The following is a 22,074-nucleotide window of genomic DNA, read 5'->3' as shown; positions in this document are numbered from 1 at the left end:
ATGCAAGTGCCGTGGTAGTGCCGGCCGCTGGCCGGCGTTTTCCATGCAGTTGCCGGCCAGCGGCCGGCACTACCCCTTACACTTCGCGCAGCACGGCCAGGGCGGCCAGCACGGCGTCCACCTCGGCGTCCAGCTTGAACAGCTCGCTCTGCAGCTGGTCGCCCTGCTCGGCCTGCTTGATCACCGCGATCAGCTGGCCCGCATCGCGCGGCGAATCGAAGCCTTCGCTCTGGATCAGCAGCGTGCCGTCACCGGCGGTCAGCTTGAAGTAGAAGCGGCCATCCTTTTCACGGTACTGCTTGAACAGCGGCGGTGCCACGCGGGCCACGCCGGCGTCCTCGCTGGCGATGTCGCCCGCAGTGGACAGGTCGCGCAGGCCCACCGCATGGCGCAGCTCGTCCAACAGCGGTGCCGCCAGCTGCTCGCGCAGCTGCTGGCCACGGCGCTTGAGCAGCGCTTCGATCTTCTCCGGCTCGGCCATCAGCGCGTTGTAGCGCTCGCGCAGCGGCGACAGCTCGCTGTCGATGCGCTCGAACAACTGCTGCTTGGCATCGCCCCAGCTGATGCCGGCGGCGAACGCCTTGGCGAATTCCGCGGTCTGTTCCGGCGTGGCGAACGCCTGGTACATCTGGAAAAGCGCCGAGCCTTCGGTGTCCTTCGGCTCGCCCGGTGCGCGCGAATCGGTCAGGATCGAGAACACCAGCTTCTTCAGCTCCTCGCGCGGCACGAACAGCGGAATGGTGTTGTGGTAGCTCTTGCTCATCTTGCGGCCATCCAGGCCCGCCAGCGTCGCCACCTGCTCGTCGATCACCACGTCCGGCAGCGGGAAGTACTCCTTGCCGTACACGTGGTTGAAGCGCTGGGCGAAATCGCGCGCCATCTCGATGTGCTGGATCTGGTCACGGCCCACCGGTACCTGGTTGGCCTTGAAGATCAGGATGTCGGCGGCCATCAGCACCGGGTACATGAACAGGCCGGCGCTGACGCCTGCGTCCTCGTCCACGCCTTCCTCGCGGTTCTTGTCCACCGCCGCCTTGTAGGCGTGCGCACGGTTGAGGATGCCCTTGCTGGCGATGGCGGTCAGGAACCACATCAGCTCGGTGGTCTCGCGGATGTCGCTCTGGCGGTAGAACCACACGTGTTCCGGGTCCAGGCCGCAGGCCAGCCAGCTGGCCGCGATCTCCAGGGTCGCGCGCTGGGTGCGCTGCGGGTCCTGCGACTTGATCAGGCTGTGCAGGTCGGCCAGGAAGAAGAAGCTCTCGATCCCCGGCGCACGGCTGGCCGCGATGGCCGGACGGATGGCGCCAACGTAGTTGCCCAGGTGGGGCGTGCCGGAGGGGGTGATGCCGGTAAGGACTCGGGTCGTCATGACTGCGTGGGGTAACCTTCGATGAACGGGGCCAGTTTACCTTGCACGCCACCAACCCCGTCAGGGCCTGCGGCGCGTTCATTCACGCAACCCCGCTGGAGACGCCCGATGAAACGCCTGCTGCCCCTGCTGCTGATCCTGCCCCTGGCCGGCTTCCGCCCGGCTCCCGTGCCGCCGCCGGTGTACGAGGGCGGCCCCGTGCGCATGGCCCTGGTCGACCGCGACCGCAGTACCGAACTGCGCAGCTACCCGGCCGAAGGCCAGCGCTGGGTGGCCGGCGAGCGCGGCCACCGCTATGCCGTGCGCCTGTACAACGACAGCCCACGCCGGGTGCTGGTGGTGCTGTCGGTAGACGGCGTCAACGCCATCTCCGGCGAAGATGCCGATCCCTCGCAGACCGGCTATGTGCTCAATCCCGGCCAGCGCGCCGACATCACCGGCTGGCGCAAGAGCCAGGACGAAGTGGCGCAGTTCGTGTTCAGCAGCCCCAGCGGCAGCTATGCCAGCCGCACCGGCCGCCCGGACAACATCGGCGTGGTGGGCGTGGCCGTGTTCGAGGAAGCGCGCCGCTGGCGTCCGGAGCCGATCCTGCGCCGTGGCCTGCCCGCCCCGGCATCGGCCGAAGCTGCGGCCGATGCCAGTGCCAACGCCAGCGCCAGCCGCATCGAGGGCTACGCCAGCAAGTCGCAGGCGCCGGCGCTGGGTACCGGCCATGGCGCGCGCGAGCAGTCCTCGGTGCGCGACACCGACTTCGAACGCGCCAGCCGCAGCCCCGCACAGGTATTGCAGCTACGCTACGACAGCGCCCGCAACCTGCGTGCGCGCGGCATCCTGGTGGATTCGCCCTCGCGCCTGCCGCGTGAACCGCAGGCGTTCCCCAACCGCTACGTGCCGGACCCGCCGGCGCGCTGATCGCCCCGTCCAGACAGCACGACGCCCGCAACCTCACGGTGCGGGCGTCGTGTCGTGGGGGAAACCGAAGCGCTTACTTGTAATCCGGGTAGTCCTTGCTCACCGCGTCCTGGAACTCACGTACTTCCTTCTCGGCGCGGTCCTTGGCCCAGCCATAACGTTCCTGCAGGCGGCCGGCCAGGTATTCGGCATTGCCTTCGGCCACATCGAAGTCGTCGTTGGTCAGATCGCCCCACTTGGCCTGGGCCTTGCCCTTCAGCTGCGACCACTTGCCGGAAATGATGTCTTTGTTCATTGCTGGGAGTCCTTGGTTGCAACGGCGTTCTTACCGTGGCTCCAGCTTGGCGTGGCGCCCGTTGAATACCGGTCAACCGGCAATGAAATACATGCTCACCTGCTTGAATGGTTCACTCCACTTCGACAGCCATGCGGCGAACAGCGCGCACAAAAAAGGCCGGGAAGATTCCCGGCCTTTTCGCTTTCCAATCCGCGCCGGGCTCACTTGCCCTTGGCGGCGTCCTCAACCTTTTCACCGGCCTTCTGCACGTCCTTGCCAGCACCGGCAACGGTGTTGCAACCGGCCAGCAGGGCCACCGAGAACATCGACAACAGCATCAGGGCAACTACGCGCTTCATGGGCTTCTCCTTGGGTTCGCCGCTATACCGCTTCATTCGCGGATGGGATTCTTTCGCTCGGCGGGAGGGCACCAATGCCCACTGCCGCCGCGTGAAGTGCAATCTGGCGGCAGGGGCGTGGAGCGGGTGTGAACGGATCGACGATCCGTTCAGGCCCGGCGCTCAGTCGCGCATCAGCGTGGACTTGCCGAACAGGCTTTCCACCAGGTCCACGGCCAGTTCGGCGGTGGCATTCTGCTTGTCCAGCAAGGGGTTGAGCTCGACGATGTCCAGCGACCCCATGCGCCCGGTGTCGGCAATCATCTCCATCACCAGCTGCGCCTCGCGGTAGTTCACCCCGCCCGGCACCGTGGTGCCCACGCCCGGCGCGATGCTCGGGTCGAGGAAGTCCACATCGAAGCTGACATGCAGGTGGGTGTTCTCGTCGATGCCGGCCAGCGCCGCTTCCACCGCGCGCTTCATGCCGTTCTCGTCGATGTAGCGCATGTCGTAGACATCCACCTTGTGGGTCTTGATCAGGCGCTTCTCTTCCGGGTCCACCGAACGGATGCCGATCTGGTGCATCTGCGCCGGGGTGATCGCCGGCGACGTGCCGCCCAGGCGGGTCAGCGCGTCCGGGCCGAGGCCGCACAGGCAGGCCACCGGCATGCCGTGGATGTTGCCCGACGGGGTCACATCGCTGGTGTTGAAATCCGAATGCGCATCCAGCCACAGCACCCGCAGGGTCTTGCCCTGCTCGCGGCACCAGCGCGCGACGGCGGTGATCGAACCGATGCCCAGGCAATGGTCGCCGCCGAGCATGATCGGCATGCGCCCGGCCTGCAGTTCGGCGTAGCTGGCCTCCATCAGTGCGTGGTTCCACGCCACCACTTCATCCAGGTGGCGGTAGCCTTCGACCGGCGCGGTCCATGGGTTGCGCGGGCCATCCAGGTTGCCCAGGTCGCGCACGTCCACGCCGCGCGCCTCCAGCGCCTCCGGCAGGCCAGCCACGCGCAGTGCTTCCGGCCCCAGCCGTGCACCGCGATGGCCCGCACCCACATCGGTGGGAACGCCAATCAGGGATACGGAAATGGGATGGGCCATGGGTGCCTCCTGCGGTGGGGAAAAAGAAGCACAGTCTAGCCAGAGCTGTGTGACACCACTCGCGGCGGTGCAGCAGGCGGTGATCCAGAACACCGGGGCCACGCTGGCGTTCCCGGTCAGACATCCCAGCGCTGGCCCGTAAGGAATCCGATCTTTCTTGACCGACCTCACAGCCAGGTCGGTATCGCCTCTTATCCACGGCAGCCATTGTCTCCACGCTGCGCCGGCACCCCAACGGTGCCTCTTCAATTCCCCAACAAAGGAGAACGACGCGCATGAAACATGCACTCACTGGATGTGCGGTATTGGCGATTGCCCTGGGCGGACTGGTTGCGGCAGATGCCCGTGCGTCTTCCCAACGCATCACGCATACGGTGACCTCCGATGCGTTTGCAATGCACACGCAAGGCGCACGCCAGGTGCTCGACTGGGTGGCGCAGCGTGTAAAGCCGACGTTCGCCCCGCAGGGCTACGGCAACGTGCAGGTGGAACGGCGGGCGTTCTCCGTAGGGGGCGCGTCTGCAAGCTCGGACGGATCGATTCCCGGAAAGCTGCCGGAGCAGGGCATTCCCGGTGAGATCTACCGGGTGGAAAACCTGCTTCCCGATGGCTCCCTGCAGACATGGGAGTTCACCTGGGTGGAACCCTCCTCCGGCCATGGCGGCGGCTGGGAAGTCACCGGGTACACCTACAAGAAGGGCAATGACCCGGTAAACCAGCAGTAATCGGATAGGGGCAGTCCTTACTGTCTTAAGCTGACTGCACCGTAGTTTGACCTAACGTTCACCGGCGCGGTGGCCCTGATGCAGGCGTGGGTGCTGTTACGGATGACTGACGGCTCTGCGAGTCGCGGTTAGAGAATCGCCGAAGACCATTTTTCAACTCGGAACGGGCGCTTTTTCAACACGTCGATACGCCATTGTCCGCCCACACGTTTGAGTACGAACAAATGCTCGTAACGCAGGGATCGCGCCTTCTGAGGGTCATCGCAGACCAGTACTTCCGCCTTCGAAGCCGTGGGCTTTGCAACTGCCACCAGTAGATCCCCCGGCACGTACCGCCGGGGGTTCCCAACCGAAACGCCGGTCGCGTACACACGTTTGCGGTCAGTGCACCAAGCCATCAGGATGTCCGCTTTCTCCTGTTGGAAGCCTGCGCTGCGCAGAAGGTTGCCGCCTGACCGGGAATCCTTGTAGCCACGCGTTTCCCATTCGTGATAGGCCAACAAGTAGCCGCGCACCACTGACGCGGGTTCACCTGCGGCATCTGGCTCAGGCCACTCAAGTGCCGCCAGCTCCACTAACACCGGCGGCAACTGCGCCCCCGCCACTTTCAAACGAGCCACCACGTCTTCGTGCTTGCGGGCATCGGCAATCGCGAGTGCATTTCGTCCCTCGAAATTCAACGGTGCGACGGCGGCTCCGCTGTCCAGCAACAGCTCGACCATCGCCAAATGCCCACCGGAAGACGCCAACATCAGCGGCGTGTACCTCGATTCCGGCGAAGCGACATCCAGCAATGCACCGCGTGCGATCAGCATGTGTCCAACTTTGGTATCGCCTGCATTGGCAGCCCAACCCAACGCGGTGTAGCCCATTGCAGCGCAGGCGTGCTGGATGTTTGCACCGCGGTCCAGCAGCCGCGCCACCGCGTCGGCCTTTCCGGCGATCACCGCCGACAACAACGGCGTGCGTCCGGTGCCTTTGTGCCGCCATTCGATGTCCGCGCCGGCATCCAGCAGTGCGTCAATGCGGTCGAGATCCTGTTGTTCGGCCGCCTTGGCCAGGAGGTGAGACATGGGGGCTTCCATGGGGTTGGCACAGGCAGCCAGCTTAGTGCCATCGCAACGCCGGGGCCAAGTTATGCCGACGCGCAGCACCGATGCCGTTGGCCGCTTACACTGATCAGGTGGGTGAACCGCACGGGCGGTTAAGTTGGCTTTACACATCGTTTCGCCTTACGCGCAGTTGGCTGTGCTGCGATGGGCTGTTGAGCAGCGAGTTCTAGCGCTGCGCAGTATGTCGCTTCTGGCATTGCACTGCTCGAAACAGGCCAAACGCGATAGTTCATTTTTCCTTTCAGATCACTCGATGCCATCGAAACAAACGACTGGCAGGCAGTGATTTCGCGTGCGCATGATGAATCGCCACCTGCAAAGGTGGCCGGGACTTCCAAGCCCGTGTAGTCAACGATGTATACGCTTGCCAGCCGGCGTCGTCCTTTCGGGGGCGGCGCCGGCTGGCAATCCGTTCGCCGATCGACGGCGGGCGGTGCGTGGGGGCCTCGTGCCCGCCGTTTCGTTGATTCCGGTCTTGGAAGCCACGCATCGCCCGCCACCCCATGCCGGTGGCGCCTCTGTTCCGCACGAGGATGCCCGCATGTCCAAGACCCATCACCCGTACCTGACCGCCACCCTGGGCGAGGCCGCTCTGCGCCTGCCGCCCGAACTGGCGCAGCCGTTGGAAGCTGCTTTTGCCGCTGCGAACGAGGCACCCGCGCCGATCAATCTTCCCGGCTGCCTGCAGCGCATCCGCGCCGGTGATGCCGCCGACGGACAACCGTAGACAGGGCCCGCAAGCACACCCGGCCAAGCCGTGGCCGCCGCACGCCGGGACCGCGCCGCGGTGGGCCTGGTGTCGCTGCTGGAGCTGTACCACGCCGCCGAGCGTGTGCGCGTGGACGGCGAAGAGAAGGACGATCTCGGCGAAGGCACGCGCGAAGGGCTGATGCTGGCCTGCCGGGGGCTGGCGGAGTATGTGGCGTTGCAGGTGCGGGGGGGAGTGAGTCCCTGCACTGACGCTCAAGCGTCTCATCGCAACTCTCCGTCTCCAATCCTGGAGCGAACTGCTACTGGCGTTGCATCGCGCTCATTGCGTTCTCTACCGCGGATTTCAGCTGCTGCGGCTCGTCAACGAACAGGGCCAGATAGCGAGGAATCGGCTTGAAGGATAGCAAACTCAGGTAAGTATCCCGACTCTCCAACTCCAGCATGATGTTGGGTGCGTCCAACGGAGAGACCACCGCCAGGTCGCGGCGATCGAGCATCCTTGATCTCGCCCATGCCCGCAGATTCGACTGCAGCAGCGATACACCACGGATATCCTCTACGCGAATGTCCATGCTGGACCTCCACCCCATCTGCACCCGCAGTCTCCTGCTTGATAGTCGATGGGAAGAACGTCCGACAGCGCGCCGATCCGAGACAATCCAAATCACTCCGTAGAGGGTTAGATACGCAAGGACGACATGTAGCAACAAGCGCCTGTCATCCTCGATAAAGCAGTGCACCAGCAGGTGAGCAATGGGTACCTCCAGCAGCGCCAGGAGGATCATCAGAACGAATGCCCCGTGATAGTCCACGGCCTTAGTGAAGCCAAACACCTGATCATCGCCATAAACGGGCGATCTCATCCATGCGAACTTCCCAAGGATCGAGCAGTGCACCCGCCATTCGAGCCGCGCCAAGGCGAGTATCAGCCGGCGGCTGTCAGCCAACCAGCGCAGAGCAAAGCGGGCGAAGGACAGCCCGGACGCCTGCTTTCGAATCACCACACCGGTGAACAACAGGATCGCCATCGCCGCGTAGTGTGAGGTCACGTCAATGACCTGCGTGACCCTTGCCCCAAGTAGTGCCAGAGCCACCAGAGAGAATCCTATAGGCCAGAATCTAGCGATGCGCTGGAGCATGGGTCAGCGGACCGTCTCAACCATCAACCATCCCATGGTCGCTACCGTGCCCTCTTCCATGGTCGATCCCATGACGCACCCTCTTTGATTGCTTCAACCCGCATCCTTCGTATTGCCGAAAGGCCGCTCCTATGCAGCGTGGCATCTCGATGTTGTGCGGAACTCACTGGTGTCCGCCGACAACGCTGCGAAGCTAGTTTTCTTCGCTCGGAAGATCAACATAAAAGAGACGTCATGGATCGAATTGCAACTTTCCTCATCCGCTAGGGATTGCTGCTACCTGTCTTTGATCCAGGCACGACCTACGATCGAAGCAGACGCACCCCTGTGTGGAGAATCGAAGAGAAGCAGACCGACGTGAACATCGCGCTGGCAATGCACAGAAACGATGATCGGAGTGCTTGGAGGGGCAGAGACTACCGTCTGCAGTAGAAGGGGTGAACGGGAAGCGATATCGAGCGGACAGGGTCGATTGCGACGATCTCTGCATCACCAAATGCTGCATAGGCAATCCTTGACCGCAAGGTCTGGCCTGGCTCCAAGCGAACCTCACCACATCCTCCCGGGCAGTACGCGGTCATGACAGCTTTGGGCTGCAGAAGGCCCGTGGTCATGGTCAAGACTGCCCCCTCGTACCCCGTCGGAAATGTGCCGTCTTCAGCAGGCCAGTCTTCCTTCATGAGGCACAACGGCGCGGTGGCAGAAGACGTGAGGGCGATGTCGTATCGCTTCTCCTTCGGGTTGTCCACCACGGAGAAACTGAAATCCTGTGGCTCAGCCCATCGGATCGCAGCAGCACAGGCTGTCGTTGCGACGCATAGGAGGATGACTACGGGAAGCCTGCTCATCCAGCTTGCTCCATGATGTGGTCGGGGGCCGTAAAGCCTCGCCGCATGGGCGGCATCCCGAAGACACTCTACTACCTACTACTCCCTCGGCATCTCAACATCTGGTACGGGCACTAGTGGCGGAGCTCCCCGCAATGCAGGTAGATGGTCAAACCCGGTACGGGCCCACATTTGGCAGTTTTCTGGGCCGGCAGCGCGCCGGCTGCTTCCAGAACGTACGGCGCAAGGATGCGCCTGCATGAGATGGTGCCGCTTATCCGAATCGAACGGATGACCTACTGTTTACAAGACAGTTGCTCTACCAACTGAGCTAAAGCGGCATGGGTGGTGCACCGGCGGCAGCGCCGCGGTCCGGGGATTCTAGCGCAACCGCGTGCATTCCAGCGACCGGCTCTGTGCCGCCCCGCTGCGCTGCTGGGCCTGGGCCGGCTGCGTGCCCGCCGCCAGCTGCCCTTCCAGCCACCACTGGCCGGCGTCGCCGCTGGCGACCAGGCGCGGCTGGAAGCCGGCGGCCTGCACCGCCGCCATGCGCCGCTCTGCGCCTTCGCGGTTGCGGTACTGGCCCAGCGCCACGGCGTTGGCCTCCTCGCCCTGGCTGATGATGTAGTAGTCGCTCAGGCCGGCGGCGACGATGCGCTTCACGGTGGCCTGCGCTTCGTCGCGGTTGGCGGCGGCCGGCAGCATCACCCGGTAACGGGCACTGCCGCTGGCAGCGGGCTGTTCGCGCAGGCGCACCTGGCTGAGCAGCGTGCCGGCCTTGCCCTGCGCGCTGCTCGCGGCGGCGCGGTCGGCGAACGGGCCCAGTGCGACGCAGCGCGGCGGCTCGGCGGCCGCGGGCGGGGTTGCGGGTTTTTCCGGTGCCGGTACGGGTGCTGGTGGTGCTACCGGCTTGGCAGCGGCAGCAACCGCCGCAGCGTCAGCCGTCTGCGGCTTGGGAATGTCCGGCTTGGCCGGCACGGCCGGCACGGCCGGCACCGGCGCGGGCGTCGCAGCCACAGCCATCTTCGCCGCCGGTTCGCGTTCCACCAGCGGCGCGGTCGGGGCTGCAGCAGTCGCTTCGGCGGCGGCATTGGCATCCACACCACCGGGCACCCAGCGCAGCTCGGCCACACCGGCCGGTTGCGGCGGCGGCGCGGGCGGTTGCGGTGCATCGCGCAGCAGCCACCAGCAGGCGACGCCAAGATTGAGGATGGCCAGTACGACGATCAGGGCACGGGTCAGCATGCGCGGATACTAGCCTGCGGGCTGGTGCACCGCCCAGCGGGCGAGGCCATCCAGCACCAGCGATGGGTGGTAGTCGGCGCCGGGCAGCAGCGGCATCAGCGCCGGTGCGCCGCCACCATGCACCAGCAGCGACGGTGCCACGCCCAGCAGCGTGTGCGCCTGCTGTGCGCTGCGTTCGATCAGCGCCACGGCCGCGCCGTCGCAGCCAGAGGCCAGCGCGTCGGCGGTGTCGTTGGCGAACTCGCTGTAGTCGCCGCCGGTCGCCGGCAGCTGCACGGCACGCGCGTGCAGTGCTTCGCGCATGGTGGTGGGCGATGCGGAAATGCGGCCACCGTGGTGCTGGCCATCGGCGTCGAGCAGGTCAATGGTCAGTGCGGTGCCCACGCCGACCACCAGCACCGGGCGCTGCGCCTTGGCCGCAGCCAGCAGGGCCAGGAAGCGATCGACACCGAACTTTTCCGGCTTGGCATAGGCAATGCGCACGCCTGCGCATTCGGCACTGGTGCGCACGACATGCACGTGTTCAAAGCGGCGCTGCAGCTGGTCCAGCATGGCGCTGGTCAGCGACGGTGCTGCCACGCTGGCCACGAACGCGGTGCGGCCGCTGGGCAGGCTGTGCGGCGGTTGCCCGGCCATGCCTTCGGCGCCATGCGCCCAGGCCTGCACGTCACCGGCGCGGTCGCCCTGCAACGGCGCGAACTTGAAGCGCGAGTTGCCCAGGTCGAACAACCAATCGCTCATGCTGCCCTCACGCTGACTTCGCCGGCGTGCAGCAGGCGTTCCTGGCCATCGATGCGCACACGCAATGCGCCGTCATCGGCCAGGCCAAGCGCGGTACCGTGCTGCCACTGCCCATCCAGCTCCACGCGTACTTCGCGGCCGGCCAGCATGTCGAAGGCGGCGTAGCGCGGCAGGAACGGAGCGAGGCCTTCGCGATCGAATTCTTCCAGCGCCGGCAGCAGCCGCGTCAGCACGGCAGCAACGACCACGTTGCGGTCCACTGGCTTGCCGGCCAGCGTGTCCAGGTCCACCCACGGCTGGGTGATCTGCTCGGCGAACGACGGCGGCATGTGCGTGTTGATGCCGATGCCGATCACTGCGCGCGCCGGGCCGGCGTATTCGCCACCGCCTTCCGCGAGCAGGCCGACCAGCTTGCGCTTGCCATCGACGATCAGGTCGTTCGGCCACTTCAGCTGCGCCTGGGTGTAGCCCAGGTCGTGCAGCGCTTCGGCCACGGCGATGCCGGCCACCAGGCTCAGCCCGGCCAGGCGGCCGAGGCCACCGGAGTACAGGCGCAGCACCGACAGGTAGATATGCGCGGCCAGCGGCGAGGCCCAGGTGCGGCCACGACGGCCGCGGCCACCGGTCTGGCGTTCGGCCAGCAGGACGCTGACCCCGCGCTGGGGCGCGCTGCAACGCAGCAATTCGGCGTTGGTCGAATCCACCGTCCAGGCCACCTGCAGGTCGTGCAGCAGCGGCAGAACCCCGGCCGGCAGGCCGGCGCGGATCGCGCCCGGGTCCAGCAGATCGACCGGGCGGGTCAGGCCATAGCCTTCGCCAGCGCGGCCCTCGACGTCCACACCGGCGGCCCTAAGCCCTTGAATACGCTTCCAAATCGCCGCCCGGGTCTGGCCCAGCTCACGGGCCAGGGCGTCGCCGGACAGGCGACCGGCAGCGAGTTTGGCCAGCAATTGGCGATCGTCCACGGCAGCTTCCACGAAGTCAGGAAGGAATTATGCGGGAAAGCCGCCAGCGACGCCCGCCACGCTGGGTTCCGCGGGGGCTTCCAACGGGGCGGCGAGTTCGGGCTAGAATCGGGAACTCACCTTCCCTTAACGTGGATGTCGTCAATGCGCCGTTATGCCCATTGCCTGATCCTGCTGATGATGCCCTTCGCGGCGTCTGCGACAGCAGCGCTGGACGACAGCCGCGGCGCCTGCGTGTCGTCCAACGGTGATGCCGCCTCGCAGCGCGCACCGACCGCGACCGCCTCGGCAACCACCACCAAGCCGGCGGCGGTACGCCCGGCCGCCAGCAGTGCCACCAGCACCGGCGGCGGTGGCAGCGACGATGACGTGCTGCAACGCATCCGTGCGCCGAAGTGGCACAGCTACCTGCCGGGAATGTTCCGCTGATCAAGTCGTTGCTGCAGTGGCTGCGGCCTGCGCCGCGGCCGATCGACGATGCACTGTGGGAAGACGCCTGCCGCCGCGCGGCCTGGCTGCACGGCCTGGACGACGAACGCCGCGCACGCCTGCGCGTACTGGCCACGTGCTTCCTGCACGAGAAGACCATCACCCCGATCGGCGAGCTGCAGCTGCAGGCCGGTGACGGCGTGCTGCTGGCCGCACTGTGCTGCCTGCCGCTGCTGGAGTTCGGCGAGGTGGGGCTGGAAGGCTGGTCGCAGCTGATCGTCTACCCCGATGCGTTCCGCGTGCACCGCAGCCACATGGATGCGGCCGGCGTGCTGCACGAGTGGGATGACGAGCTGATCGGCGAGTCGTGGGACAGCGGTCCGTTGATCCTGTCCTGGGCCGACGTGCAGGCCGACCTGGCCGCACCCCACGAGGGTTACTGCGTGGCGGTGCACGAGATGGTGCACAAGCTGGATGCGCTGGATGGCGCGATGGACGGCACCCCGCCGCTGCCGCGCGAATGGCAGCGCGAATGGGCGGGCATTTTCCAGCGCGCCTACGATGCCTTCTGTGCGCAGGTGGATGCGGGCGAAGAAACGCTGATCGATCCGTATGCGGCCGAGGCGCCGGAAGAGTTCTTCGCGGTGGCCAGCGAGTACCACTTCTCGGCGCCGGATCTGCTGCAGCAGGCGTTGCCGGAGGTGGCCGCGCAGCTGCGGCGGTTCTATGGCGAGCCGCCGAAGATCGAACTGCGGTAGTGCCGGCCGCTGGCCGGCAACCTGGCACTGCCACCGAAGACCATGAGGTTGCCGGCCAGCGGCCGGCACTACCGGAATACCCGCCCGTTGTTGCGCCAGGCGATGCCCGGTGGACGGGAACGCGCGCGATTACGGCCCCGGCGGCAGGCGCACTTCGAAGCGGGCGCCGCCCAGTTCGGCCGAACGGCCCACGGTCAGTTCGCCGCGGTAATCCTTGATCAGGTCCTGCACGATCGACAGGCCGATGCCATGGCCCTGCACGCGCTCGTCGCCACGCACGCCACGCTGCAGCACCTTGCCGATGTCGTCAGGGGCAATGCCCGGGCCATCGTCGTCCACCGCCAGCAGCAGGCCGGCACGGCGTGCGTTCGGGGCCGGCAGCGGCTGCGCGGTCAGCAGCACGCGGCGGTTGGCCCACTTGAAGGCGTTCTCCAGCAGGTTGCCGAGCAGTTCCTGCAGGTCGCCCGGTTCGCCGTGGAAGCGTGCCGCCGGGTCGATGTCGAATTCGCACAGCACGCCCTTGGAGGCGTAGACCTTTTCCAGGCCACGCACGATTTCCTCGGCATTGGACTCGATCGGCAGCGGCGCGGAGAACAGTTTGTGGCCCGACGACGCCGCGCGCGCCAGCTGGTACGAGACCAGGTTGTTCATGCGCTGCAGCTGCACGTCCAGTTCCTCGCGCAGCGCGGTGTCGCCGGCGCCGCTGTCCATCTGCGTGCGCAGCACCGCGATCGGCGTCTTCAGGCTGTGCGCCAGGTCGGCCAGGGTGTTGCGCTGGCGCTCGAGGTTCTCGCGCTCGCTTTCGATGAAGGCGTTGATGCTGTCGGTCAGCGGTTCCAGCTCGCGCGGGTGGCGCTCGCTCATGCGCTCGGTCTCGCCGCGCTGCACCTTGGTCAGTTCAGTGATCACGCGGCGCAGCGGGCGCAGGCTCCACTGCAGGATGACGGTCTGCAGCAGCAGCAGGATCAGGCCGATGCCGCCCAGGTAGAACCAGACGCGGCCACGGAACACGCGCAGCTGTGCACCCAGCGCGCGCGAGTCTTCCATCACATAGATGGTGTAGGGGAATTCAGTGGCGGGGTCGGCGTCGGCACCCCACACCAGGCCCAGGCCGTAGCGGTATACCGAGCCCTGGCTGCCATCGATCTGGATCATCGGCAGCGGGCCTTCGAACACTTCCTGGCGCGGCGCCAGCAGGCCGCCGCCCACGGTGGGCAGCATCGGGCCTTCGGCGGACATCGAATTGCCCTTGCCGTGCGGCATCACCACCTGCAGGTACAGGCCGCTGCCGGGCACATCGAAGCGCGAATCCGGCGGCTGCTCGCGGATGTACAGCGAGCGGTCGCGGGTGAAGTCGATGCCGGCCGCGTAGGACGTGGCGTAGTTCTTCAGGCGCTCACGCAGGTTCGCCTTCGCCGTATCGGCGAAGGCGGCGTCGAGCGCGTAACCGGCCAGGGCCAGGAACGCGACCAGGCCCACGGACGCGGCGAGCATCTGGCGCGCCTGCAGTGAGCGCGGCCGCCAGCGTCGGAAGAACCACAGACGGCCGGACATCGTGTTATCGCCAGGGTGAGCCGGCTCAGCCCTCGTTGCGCGGGATCGCGAAACGGTAGCCGCGACCGCGTACGGTCTCGATCGGCTTCAGTTCGCCATCCGGGTCCAGCTTCTTGCGCAGGCGGCCGATGAACACTTCCAGCACGTTCGAGTCGCGGTCGAAGTCCTGCTGGTAGATGTGCTCGGTGAGGTCGGCCTTGGAGACCAGTTCACCGGCATGCATCATCAGGTACTCCAGCACCTTGTACTCGTAGCTGGTCAGGTCGACATTGCTGCCGGCCACGCTGACCGTCTGAGCGGCGAGGTCCAGGGCGACCGGGCCGCATTCCAGGGTCGGCTTGCTCCAGCCGGCGGCGCGGCGCAGCAGCGCGTTGACGCGGGCCAGCAGCTCTTCGACGTGGAACGGCTTGACCAGGTAATCGTCGGCACCCTGCTTCAGGCCCTCGACCTTGTCCTGCCAGCTCGAACGCGCGGTGAGGATCAGCACCGGGAACTTCTTGCCTTCGTCACGCAGGGCCTTGATCAGCTCCATGCCCGACATCTTGGGCAGGCCGAGGTCGATGATGCCGACATCGAACGGAACTTCGCGCCCCATGTAGAGGCCTTCCTCGCCGTCCTGCGCAGCATCGACGGCAAAGCCTTCGCGCTTGAGCCGGGCTGCCAGGGTCTCACGCAGCGGGGCTTCGTCTTCGACCAGAAGGATACGCATGAACTCTCCCTAGTGTCCTGGGTGTGGCCCGGAGGCCTGTGGGGTACGGGTTGATAGCGACAACTATCCCTGTTCAGGGGTTATCGCCGCGTAGTGATGACATATCCGACCGCGGCGTGCGCGGCTGTGAACGCGACGGGGCAGGGTCGTCCATGTAGCGGACCCGGCCCCGGTCGTCCATGTACTTCACCCGGTTGATATCACGACCATCGAACGGCACGCGCTCGGCACCGAGGATGTGGCCGCCGGTGGTGCGCTGCACGCGGCGCACGGCATCGGACAGCGAACGCTCGTCGCCACGGTTGCCACGCTCGCCCCGCTCCATCATCTCCGCACGCCCCTGCTCACCGCGCTGCGGCTGCTGTGCCAGCGCCGACGACAGCGGCGCAGCCGCCAGCACAACGCAGGTGGCCAGGGCAATGCGGCAATGGAGGGAAGCGGAAGACATCGATGCGATCCTAGCCGAGCACGGCGATTCGTTCAAAAGTCGTAAATCCGGATGCCGGGTTTCGGGCCCGGCGCTTTACAAATCCTTTGCAAATTCTTGGTTTGGGGCAGTGAATCCGGTCTGAACTTTTCCGGCCGCGACCCCGCGATGTTCAGCTAGGTGAACATTCGGGACGAATCGCCGCGCCTTGTCAAGTCAGGAATGTGACGACGGTCACGCTGCGACGCGATCAGCGTCGCGTTCGGTCATCGCCAGCGCCTGCTCGACCAGGCTCCAATCGGCGCCCGGGCGGTGTGCGCCCTCGCTCAGCACCTGGCGGAATGCGCGGCCACCGGGCTGGCCATGGAACAGGCCGAGCAGGTGGCGGGTGATGTGCTTCAGCGCCAGGCCTTCGCCCAGACGCGCCTCTACGTAGGGGCGCAGCGCGCGCAGCAGGTCGCCGCGGGCCTGCAGCGGGGCGCCGGTCTGCAGCGCCTCCAGCTGATGCAGCAGGTAGGGGTCGTGGTAGGCCGCGCGGCCCAGCATCACGCCATCGACGTGCGCGGCCTGCGCCTGCACTGCCTCGAGGCTGGCCAGGCCCCCGTTGAGCACCACCGGCAGCGCCGGGCGCTCCTGCTTCAGGCGGTAGGCCCAGTCGTACTTCAGCGGCGGAACCTCTCGGTTCTCCTTCGGCGACAGACCCTTCAGCCACGCGTTGCGCGCGTGCACCACCACCATCGCGGCACCGGCGGCGACCTGGCGGTCGACGAAGGCGGCGAACACGTCGTAGTCGTTGTCCTCGTCCACACCCAGGCGGCACTTCACCGTCACCGGGGTCTCGACGGCATCGACCATTGCCGCCACGCACTCGGCCACCAGCACCGGCTCGCGCATCAGGCAGGCGCCGAAGCGCCCGGCCTGCACGCGGTCGGACGGGCAGCCGCAGTTGAGGTTGACCTCGTCGTAGCCCCACTCGGCGGCGATGCGTGCGGCCTGCGCCAGCAGCGCGGGATCGCTGCCACCCAGCTGCAGCGCCAGCGGCTGCTCGCTGCGGTCGAAGCCGAGCAGGCGCTCGCGATCGCCGTGGATGACCGCGTTGGCATGCACCATTTCCGTGTACAGGCGCACACCCGGCGCCAGCACGCGATGGAACACGCGGCAATGGCGATCGGTCCAGTCCATCATCGGGGCGACGGACAGGCGCAGGGAATCGGCGTAACGGGCGGTGGCGGACGTCATCGGGGTGTTGATCGTGGAGACTGGCATTGCCAGTGAGATCAATAGTTTACACCGGACGCCTGAATGGCGGCGGGTGGCTCCGGGGCCGCTCGACCGGCCCCGGGACGCCGCGTGGCTTACAACCCGCGGTTGCGCACCTGTTCCTGCTGCTGTTCCTGCGCACGCTGGTTGAACTGGCTGTCCAGCGCCTCGCTCTGCCGGCTGCTGGCCTCGACCGAGTGCGATACCGCCTGCTGGCGGTCGACGAAGGTCCGCTGCGCCGCCGGATCGCCCAGCTCGCCCTGCACCGCGAACAGGCCGGTACCGTCGGGGCGGGCCACGACGTGGTCGATCTGGCGCATGCCGGACACCTTGCTTTCGTAGGCCAGCTGGCCGGCCGCACGCTCGGCTTCCTGCGGGTTGGCGAACAGTGGCTTCAGGCCGGCCTGGGCACGCTGCTGCTCCAGCGCCTGCAGCTTGTCCAGGGCCTGGCCGAAGCGCGCGTTGTCGGCATGCCCGGGGTCGCGCATGCTGGCCGGCGCTGCGGGCTCGGCCCGGGCCGGAGCCGCCGGCGCGGTACCGGCCTTCACCGCGTTGGGGGCATCGACCTGCGCCAGGGTCTTGCGGCCTGCCTTGCCATCGTCGTCCAGGCCGTTGTTGGCCTGGAACTGCTTGACCGCCGCAAAGGTGTCCTTGCCATACACGCCATCGGCGTGCAGCGGCTTGCCATCGGCCCCGGCATAGCCCAGCGCCGCCAGCTTGCCCTGCAAGGCCTTGACCTCATCGCCCCGCTCGCCCTGCTTCAACACGCCATCGGCCATCGGCGCCTGCTGCGCACTGCGTGCGGCCTGCGCGGCCTCGGGGCCCTGCGCGTGGACCTTGCCGCCCAGGGTGATGCGGTCGTTGAGGATGTCGCCCAGATAGCGACGGTACTGGTCCGGCTCGACTTCGATGTGCGCGTGCACCGCACCCGGCGAGCCTACGTCCGACTGCCGCACCAGCGGCGCACCGTACTCGACGAAATCCCCGGTCTTGTACGGAATGGACCCGCGCGCGCCGTGCAGCACCTGGCCCACCAGCTCGCGGCGCGCATCGCCGACCGGATGGCTGTAGATGCTGATGGAGTTGGTGCCGTCGTTGTTGAGCTTGACGTAGCCGGCGACCGGACTGGGAACCATCAGATTGCGCCCGCCTGACCGGTCGGTGAGGATCAGGTCCTTCTGCACCAGCGGAATGTTGTTGACGTCGCCACGCCGGCGCACGGCCTCCAGCTCGCCCTCGACCATCTCCGCGCTACGGTCGACCCGGCTGGCATCGCCCGCACGAACGGCAGCTGCGTTGGTGTTGGGGTGGTGGATCTTCAGTTCGCGGAACGCTTCTTCGCCACTGATGCCATGGCGCAGGATGCGGTTGCTGCCGCCATTGCCGAACGGCTCCACCACCGAGATGCGCTCGCCGCCGGGTGCAGCGGCTGCGGCTGGCCCGCTGTGGCGTTCGGGTGCAGGTGCCGCGGCCGGTGCGGCAGGCGCAGCGGGTGCGGCCGGTGTCGGCGTTGCAGGGCGGTGCTGTGCCGCTTCGGCCTGGATCGCACTGCGCGTGCCTGCGTCGGCCATGCCGGTGGCCGGCAGATGGTGCTGCTGCTGGAAGGTATTGAGGGCGTGCTGGCTCCCCGCCCCCAGGTAACCATCGGCGGTAATCGCTTTGCCCCGTGCATCGGTCAGCCCCAACGCCGCCATGTCAGCCTGCAGCGCGCGTGCCTCGCGGTCGATCGCGCCCAGCGTTGCCGGACCGGCCTTGCCATCCACCGGGGTCAGGCCATGATCGCGCTGGAAGGCTTCGACGGCCTGCCGGGTAGTGGCATCGAACTGTCGGTCGGGATGGATGGCCTGCGCGCCTGCGCCGCCATAGCCGAGTGTGTGCAGGTTGTGTTCCAGCTTTTCCACCGCGCGGCCGCTTGAGCCCTCCTTCAGCACCTGCGGACCACCGCCACCGTGGCCGTGCGCTCGCGCCTGTTGCAGCGCGACCTGGATATCCGGGTCGCGGCCTTCGGTGGCGGGCGCGAAATCGCGGCGCCCCACCTTCAGGTGCGCGCGATCCATTTCGGCGGAGTGCTGCGCATAGGCATCTTCATACCCGGCAGCGACGTCGGCAGCAGTCAGCCCGGCATAGGAAGGGGTGCGATGGCGGATGGCAGCGGCTTGATCGCGCAGTTCCTGGTAGTCACCCCCGCGCTTGAGCACCGCTTCCAGGCCATCCAGCCGACCCGGCAGCTGGTTGGCGGTCTTGGCGATCAACGCGATGGCCTCGAAGCGCTTGTCCTCGGCAATGCCGCTGCCATGCTTGTCCAGCATGGTCATGGCGATATTCGTGGCATTGCGCACCTGCGGGTAATCGATGTGCGTGTGGATCCACTGCTTGCCTTCCGCCGAGCCGGCCCAGGCATTGATGCTGTCACGCGTCGGTGCATCGATGAAGCGGATGGATGAGCGCTTTCCCTCGCCATTGCCGTGGCTGAGCAGATCCGCACGCAGGTCAGTGCGATCATGCGTGAAGGGCAGGTTGTGTGCCTTGGCGTAAGCGCTGGCCTGGTCGATGACCCCATCGACATACGTTGTCTCGCCCGGCTTCAGTTTGCGCTCCTGCGTCGCGCCCAGCGGCCACTCGCCACGTTGGCCGAAATCCACCTGGATGGTGCCCAGCGAATAGCCGCTGTTGTCCCTGACCGCGCTGACCGTGCCCCATTGCGGCTCGTTAAGGTGCTTGGTGATGCCGGCGATGCTGAGGTGGTACGAAGATCCACCACCTTCGGTGCCGCGTCCGACTGCAAAGAACACCGCGCCGGCAGTGGCGTCCAGGTTGCGGGTGTCAATATTGTTTGGCATGTCTCACTTCCTTGTCCGTGGAGGAATGACCGGGTGCAGTTGCCTGCTGGCGACCGTGGATCAGGGCGTCAGCACCCGCGTGTGCAGCTCGACGGCGCGGTTGGCATACCGGTTGATGCGGCACGACTGAGCATCCAGCATCGGCCCCACATGGTCGCTGGCAGGTGCACAGCGCTTTTCGGTGTCTGCAGCCCAGTTGGCCTGCTCGTCCATCCAGCGGTCCTTGGCCGGGCCGTCGGGGCCGTCCATCAGTCGCGCGACCTGTGCTTCCAGCAGCGCCTTGTGGTGGGCGAGCTCGGCCGTATCGCAGGCTTCCAGCTGGTCGTCCATGCCGCGGGCGTCCTGCACGCAACGGGTGTATTCCGGACGCAGCGTTGCCTGGGTATACGAGGTATCCGGCGGCGCGCTCTGCGCCAGCAGCTGGTCGGCACGGTTGGCAACACGGTACAGGCGGCATTCCTGCGCGCCCTGCAGCTGCTGCACGGTGCCGTTGGGGACATCGCGGCAATAACGGTCTGTATCGCTGCGCCAGCTCGCCTGGGTGGCCTGGAATGCCGTCCGGGCAGCGGCGTCGAGCCCGGCCATCGCCTTGCTGGCCGCCGCTTCGAGGCGCGCTTCCTGGTAGGCGAGTTCGTCCCTGCCGCAGGCCTGCAGCTTGCCGGCATCTTCCATCCCATCCACACACCAGCCATAGGCGGGGCGCAGGCGACCTTCGGTATAGGACGCATCCGGGTAGTGGGGGGAATCTGCCGATGCCGGGCCGGAAGGTGCTGTCGGCGATGCCGCAGCAATCGACGCGGGAGCCGCCGTTTCGGTCGATGCCTGGGAAGAAGGCGCCTGGCATGCGGTGAGCGCCAGGCACAGGGCCAGCACCTTCCAATACCCACGGCCGACGCCGACCCGTTCGTTGCGCCCAAGCGCGTCCATTGCCTGCATTGCCTGTTTCTCCCTTGCGTGTCGCCAGCGGGTGCTGGCAGGGAGGGGCCGTCCATCGACCCCCATCACGCGGGCAATGCTACGACAGCGCCGGTTTCAACTGCCTGACTGGATTCAGAATGCGTGCACGCCGTCTCAGACGCAGACGCTGGAACCTCAGTGCCCTCCGCCGCGCCCACCCACCTGTTCGATCAACGTCCGGCTGGCCGCATTCAGGCCCACCACCGTCACCTCCGCCCCATGCGCGGCCAGCTTTTCCTGCGCGCGATCCAGCGCGGCCACCGCAGTGAGGTCCCACAGGTGGGCGTCACGCAGGTCGACCTGCACCTTCGGCGCCACATGCTGATAGTCGAACGCGGCGCCCAGCTGGCCGGCCGAGGCAAAGAACACCTGGCCACGTACGCGGTAGACCTGCATGTCTCCGGCATCCTCGCGCTGCACGTCCAGCATGCGGCCGACCTTGCGCGCGAAGAACAGCGCCGACAGCAGCACGCCACTGAGCACGCCCTTGGCCAGGTCGTGGGTGGCCACGGTGACCACCACGGTCAGCAGCATCACGGCCGAAGAGCTGCGCGGGTGCGTGCGCAGGTCGCGCAGCGAGCGCCAGCTGAAGGTGCCGATGCTGACCATGATCATCACCGCCACCAGTGCGGCCATCGGGATCTGCCGCACCAGGTCGCTGCCGTACACCACCAGCACCAGCAGCAGCACGCCGGCCACCAGGCAGGACAGGCGGCCGCGGCCACCGGACGTCACGTTGATGACCGACTGGCCGATCATCGCGCAGCCGGCCATGCCGCCGAGAAAACCGGTGACCGTGTTGGCCACGCCCTGGCCGACGCATTCGCGGTTGCGCTCACTGGGCGTCTCGGTGATGTCTTCGACGATCTGCAGGGTCATCATCGATTCGAGCAGGCCAACCACGGCCAGCGTGGCCGACACCGGCAGCAGGATGCGCAGGGTCTCCCAGCTGAGCGGCACATCGGGGATGAGAAACTGCGGCAGGCTGTCAGGCAGCTGTCCCATGTCGCCAACACTGCGCACGTCCACATCGAAACCGATCACCACGGCTGTAAGCACCACGATCGCCACCAGCGGTGACGGCACGGCGCGGGTGAGGCGCGGCAGCAGGTAGATGATCGCCAGGGCGGCGGCACACAGCACGTAGACCGTGGGACCGCGGCCGATCAGCTCGGGCATCTGCGCCAGGAAGATCAGGATCGCCAGCGCGTTGACGAAGCCGGTGATGACCGAGCGCGATACGAAGCGCATCAGCGAGCCGAGCTTGAACGCGCCGGCCAGCACCTGCAGCAGGCCGGCCAGGATGCTGGCGGCGAACAGGTACTGCAGGCCGTGGTCCTTGACCAGGTCGACCATCACCAGCGCCATCGCGCCGGTGGCGGCGGAGATCATGCCCGGGCGGCCACCGGCAATGGCGGTGACCACCGCAATGGAGAACGCGGCGTACAGGCCGACCTTGGGGTCGACGCCGGCAATGAGCGAGAAGGCGATGGCCTCGGGAATCAGGGCCAGGGCGACGACCATGCCGGACAGCAGATCACCACGGATGTTGCCGAGCCATTGCTGGCGCAGCGGATAGGACGTTTGCATGGGAAAACTCCGCGCACACGCGGGCGTGGCCGCATGGCGCTGCAGTGGAAAGACACGGGTTCCTGAGCCGGGCGGGCCGGCTGCC

20 protein-coding genes, 1 tRNA gene and 1 pseudogene are annotated in these 22,074 nt (G+C 66.8%); 5 read left to right on the top strand and 17 right to left on the bottom strand.

Going from position 1 to position 22,074, the window contains the following annotated elements:
* Positions 1-76: 76 nt before the first annotated feature.
* On the bottom strand, positions 77-1,369 hold the full coding sequence (locus tag AB1281_RS21495; protein ID WP_430346943.1) for a tryptophan--tRNA ligase: 1,293 nt from the start codon (positions 1,367-1,369) through the stop codon (positions 77-79).
* Positions 1,370-1,477: 108 nt separating this feature from the next.
* On the opposite strand from AB1281_RS21495, the gene AB1281_RS21490 reads away from it, so the two are divergent.
* Positions 1,478-2,281: a hypothetical protein gene (locus tag AB1281_RS21490; protein WP_430346942.1), complete on the top strand. Its 804-nt coding sequence runs from the start codon at positions 1,478-1,480 to the stop codon at positions 2,279-2,281.
* Between the two features lie 73 nt (positions 2,282-2,354).
* On the opposite strand, the gene AB1281_RS21485 is transcribed toward AB1281_RS21490, so the two are convergent.
* From AB1281_RS21485 to rocF, 3 genes are all read right to left on the bottom strand, one after another.
* On the bottom strand, positions 2,355-2,576 hold the full coding sequence (locus AB1281_RS21485) for a CsbD family protein (RefSeq protein WP_004153772.1): 222 nt from the start codon (positions 2,574-2,576) through the stop codon (positions 2,355-2,357).
* 203 nt (positions 2,577-2,779) lie between these two features.
* Complete coding sequence (locus AB1281_RS21480) at positions 2,780-2,917, bottom strand: entericidin A/B family lipoprotein (RefSeq protein ID WP_014035659.1); 138 nt, start codon at positions 2,915-2,917, stop codon at positions 2,780-2,782.
* A 162-nt stretch (positions 2,918-3,079) separates the two neighbouring features.
* A complete protein-coding gene (rocF, locus tag AB1281_RS21475) occupies positions 3,080-4,000 on the bottom strand; it encodes an arginase (protein WP_004153767.1) in 921 nt (306 codons plus the stop codon).
* Positions 4,001-4,305: 305 nt separating this feature from the next.
* Here rocF and AB1281_RS21470 point away from each other — a divergent pair, with 305 nt between their 5' ends.
* Positions 4,306-4,725: a hypothetical protein gene (locus tag AB1281_RS21470; RefSeq protein ID WP_430346941.1), complete on the top strand. Its 420-nt coding sequence runs from the start codon at positions 4,306-4,308 to the stop codon at positions 4,723-4,725.
* A 128-nt stretch (positions 4,726-4,853) separates the two neighbouring features.
* Here AB1281_RS21470 and AB1281_RS21465 read toward each other — a convergent pair whose 3' ends face one another.
* Entirely contained in the window at positions 4,854-5,798 is a 945-nt protein-coding gene (locus tag AB1281_RS21465; RefSeq protein WP_430346940.1) for an ankyrin repeat domain-containing protein, read from the bottom strand.
* A 580-nt stretch (positions 5,799-6,378) separates the two neighbouring features.
* Here AB1281_RS21465 and AB1281_RS21460 point away from each other — a divergent pair.
* A pseudogene (locus tag AB1281_RS21460) lies at positions 6,379-6,774 on the top strand (hypothetical protein); the annotation flags it as partial.
* A gap of 73 nt (positions 6,775-6,847) precedes the next feature.
* Here the strand turns inward: AB1281_RS21460 and AB1281_RS21455 are convergent.
* From AB1281_RS21455 to birA, 5 genes are all read right to left on the bottom strand, one after another.
* Complete coding sequence (locus AB1281_RS21455) at positions 6,848-7,597, bottom strand: hypothetical protein (protein ID WP_430346939.1); 750 nt, start codon at positions 7,595-7,597, stop codon at positions 6,848-6,850.
* A 1,182-nt stretch (positions 7,598-8,779) separates the two neighbouring features.
* A tRNA-Thr gene (locus AB1281_RS21450) sits at positions 8,780-8,855 on the bottom strand.
* A 40-nt stretch (positions 8,856-8,895) separates the two neighbouring features.
* The gene (locus AB1281_RS21445) at positions 8,896-9,759 is read right to left on the bottom strand and encodes an SPOR domain-containing protein (RefSeq protein ID WP_430346938.1); all 864 of its coding nucleotides are present in this window, start codon (positions 9,757-9,759) and stop codon (positions 8,896-8,898) included.
* Between the two features lie 9 nt (positions 9,760-9,768).
* Positions 9,769-10,500 carry a type III pantothenate kinase gene (locus AB1281_RS21440; protein WP_049435511.1) on the bottom strand — a complete coding sequence of 244 codons (732 nt, stop codon included), beginning with the start codon at positions 10,498-10,500 and terminating at the stop codon, positions 9,769-9,771.
* On the bottom strand, positions 10,497-11,465 hold the full coding sequence (gene birA / locus AB1281_RS21435) for a bifunctional biotin--[acetyl-CoA-carboxylase] ligase/biotin operon repressor BirA (protein WP_430346937.1): 969 nt from the start codon (positions 11,463-11,465) through the stop codon (positions 10,497-10,499). Before birA ends, AB1281_RS21440 begins: the two co-directional genes overlap by 4 nt.
* Positions 11,466-11,609: 144 nt before the next feature.
* Here birA and AB1281_RS21430 point away from each other — a divergent pair, with 144 nt between their 5' ends.
* Both AB1281_RS21430 and AB1281_RS21425 read left to right on the top strand, forming a co-directional pair.
* Complete coding sequence (locus tag AB1281_RS21430; protein ID WP_430346936.1) at positions 11,610-11,894, top strand: hypothetical protein; 285 nt, start codon at positions 11,610-11,612, stop codon at positions 11,892-11,894.
* Positions 11,861-12,652, top strand: a complete 792-nt coding sequence (locus AB1281_RS21425) for a zinc-dependent peptidase (protein WP_430346935.1) — start codon at positions 11,861-11,863, stop codon at positions 12,650-12,652. The genes AB1281_RS21430 and AB1281_RS21425 overlap by 34 nt, the downstream gene beginning before the upstream one ends.
* A gap of 129 nt (positions 12,653-12,781) precedes the next feature.
* Here AB1281_RS21425 and AB1281_RS21420 read toward each other — a convergent pair whose 3' ends face one another.
* The 7 genes from AB1281_RS21420 to AB1281_RS21390 form a co-directional block, all read right to left on the bottom strand.
* The gene (locus tag AB1281_RS21420) at positions 12,782-14,206 is read right to left on the bottom strand and encodes an ATP-binding protein (RefSeq protein ID WP_075675605.1); all 1,425 of its coding nucleotides are present in this window, start codon (positions 14,204-14,206) and stop codon (positions 12,782-12,784) included.
* A 25-nt stretch (positions 14,207-14,231) separates the two neighbouring features.
* A complete protein-coding gene (locus AB1281_RS21415) occupies positions 14,232-14,915 on the bottom strand; it encodes a response regulator transcription factor (protein ID WP_004136763.1) in 684 nt (227 codons plus the stop codon).
* A 73-nt stretch (positions 14,916-14,988) separates the two neighbouring features.
* Positions 14,989-15,363, bottom strand: coding sequence for a hypothetical protein (locus tag AB1281_RS21410; RefSeq protein ID WP_430346934.1), 375 nt, complete (start codon positions 15,361-15,363; stop codon positions 14,989-14,991).
* Between the two features lie 213 nt (positions 15,364-15,576).
* On the bottom strand, positions 15,577-16,608 hold the full coding sequence (gene dusA, locus AB1281_RS21405; RefSeq protein ID WP_430346933.1) for a tRNA dihydrouridine(20/20a) synthase DusA: 1,032 nt from the start codon (positions 16,606-16,608) through the stop codon (positions 15,577-15,579).
* 89 nt (positions 16,609-16,697) lie between these two features.
* Positions 16,698-19,442 carry a peptidoglycan-binding protein gene (locus tag AB1281_RS21400; RefSeq protein WP_430346932.1) on the bottom strand — a complete coding sequence of 915 codons (2,745 nt, stop codon included), beginning with the start codon at positions 19,440-19,442 and terminating at the stop codon, positions 16,698-16,700.
* A gap of 60 nt (positions 19,443-19,502) precedes the next feature.
* Positions 19,503-20,378, bottom strand: a complete 876-nt coding sequence (locus tag AB1281_RS21395; protein ID WP_430346931.1) for a lysozyme inhibitor LprI family protein — start codon at positions 20,376-20,378, stop codon at positions 19,503-19,505.
* Positions 20,379-20,534: 156 nt separating this feature from the next.
* Complete coding sequence (locus AB1281_RS21390; protein WP_430346930.1) at positions 20,535-21,989, bottom strand: SulP family inorganic anion transporter; 1,455 nt, start codon at positions 21,987-21,989, stop codon at positions 20,535-20,537.
* Positions 21,990-22,074: the final 85 nt, after the last annotated feature.

This window comes from Stenotrophomonas sp. NRRL B-14846, assembly GCF_050473585.1.
In the GTDB taxonomy this organism is placed as follows: Bacteria; Pseudomonadota; Gammaproteobacteria; order Xanthomonadales; family Xanthomonadaceae; genus Stenotrophomonas.
The sequence above is the reverse complement of the archived record's forward strand: the minus strand, read 5'-3'. Positions and strand labels throughout refer to the sequence as shown.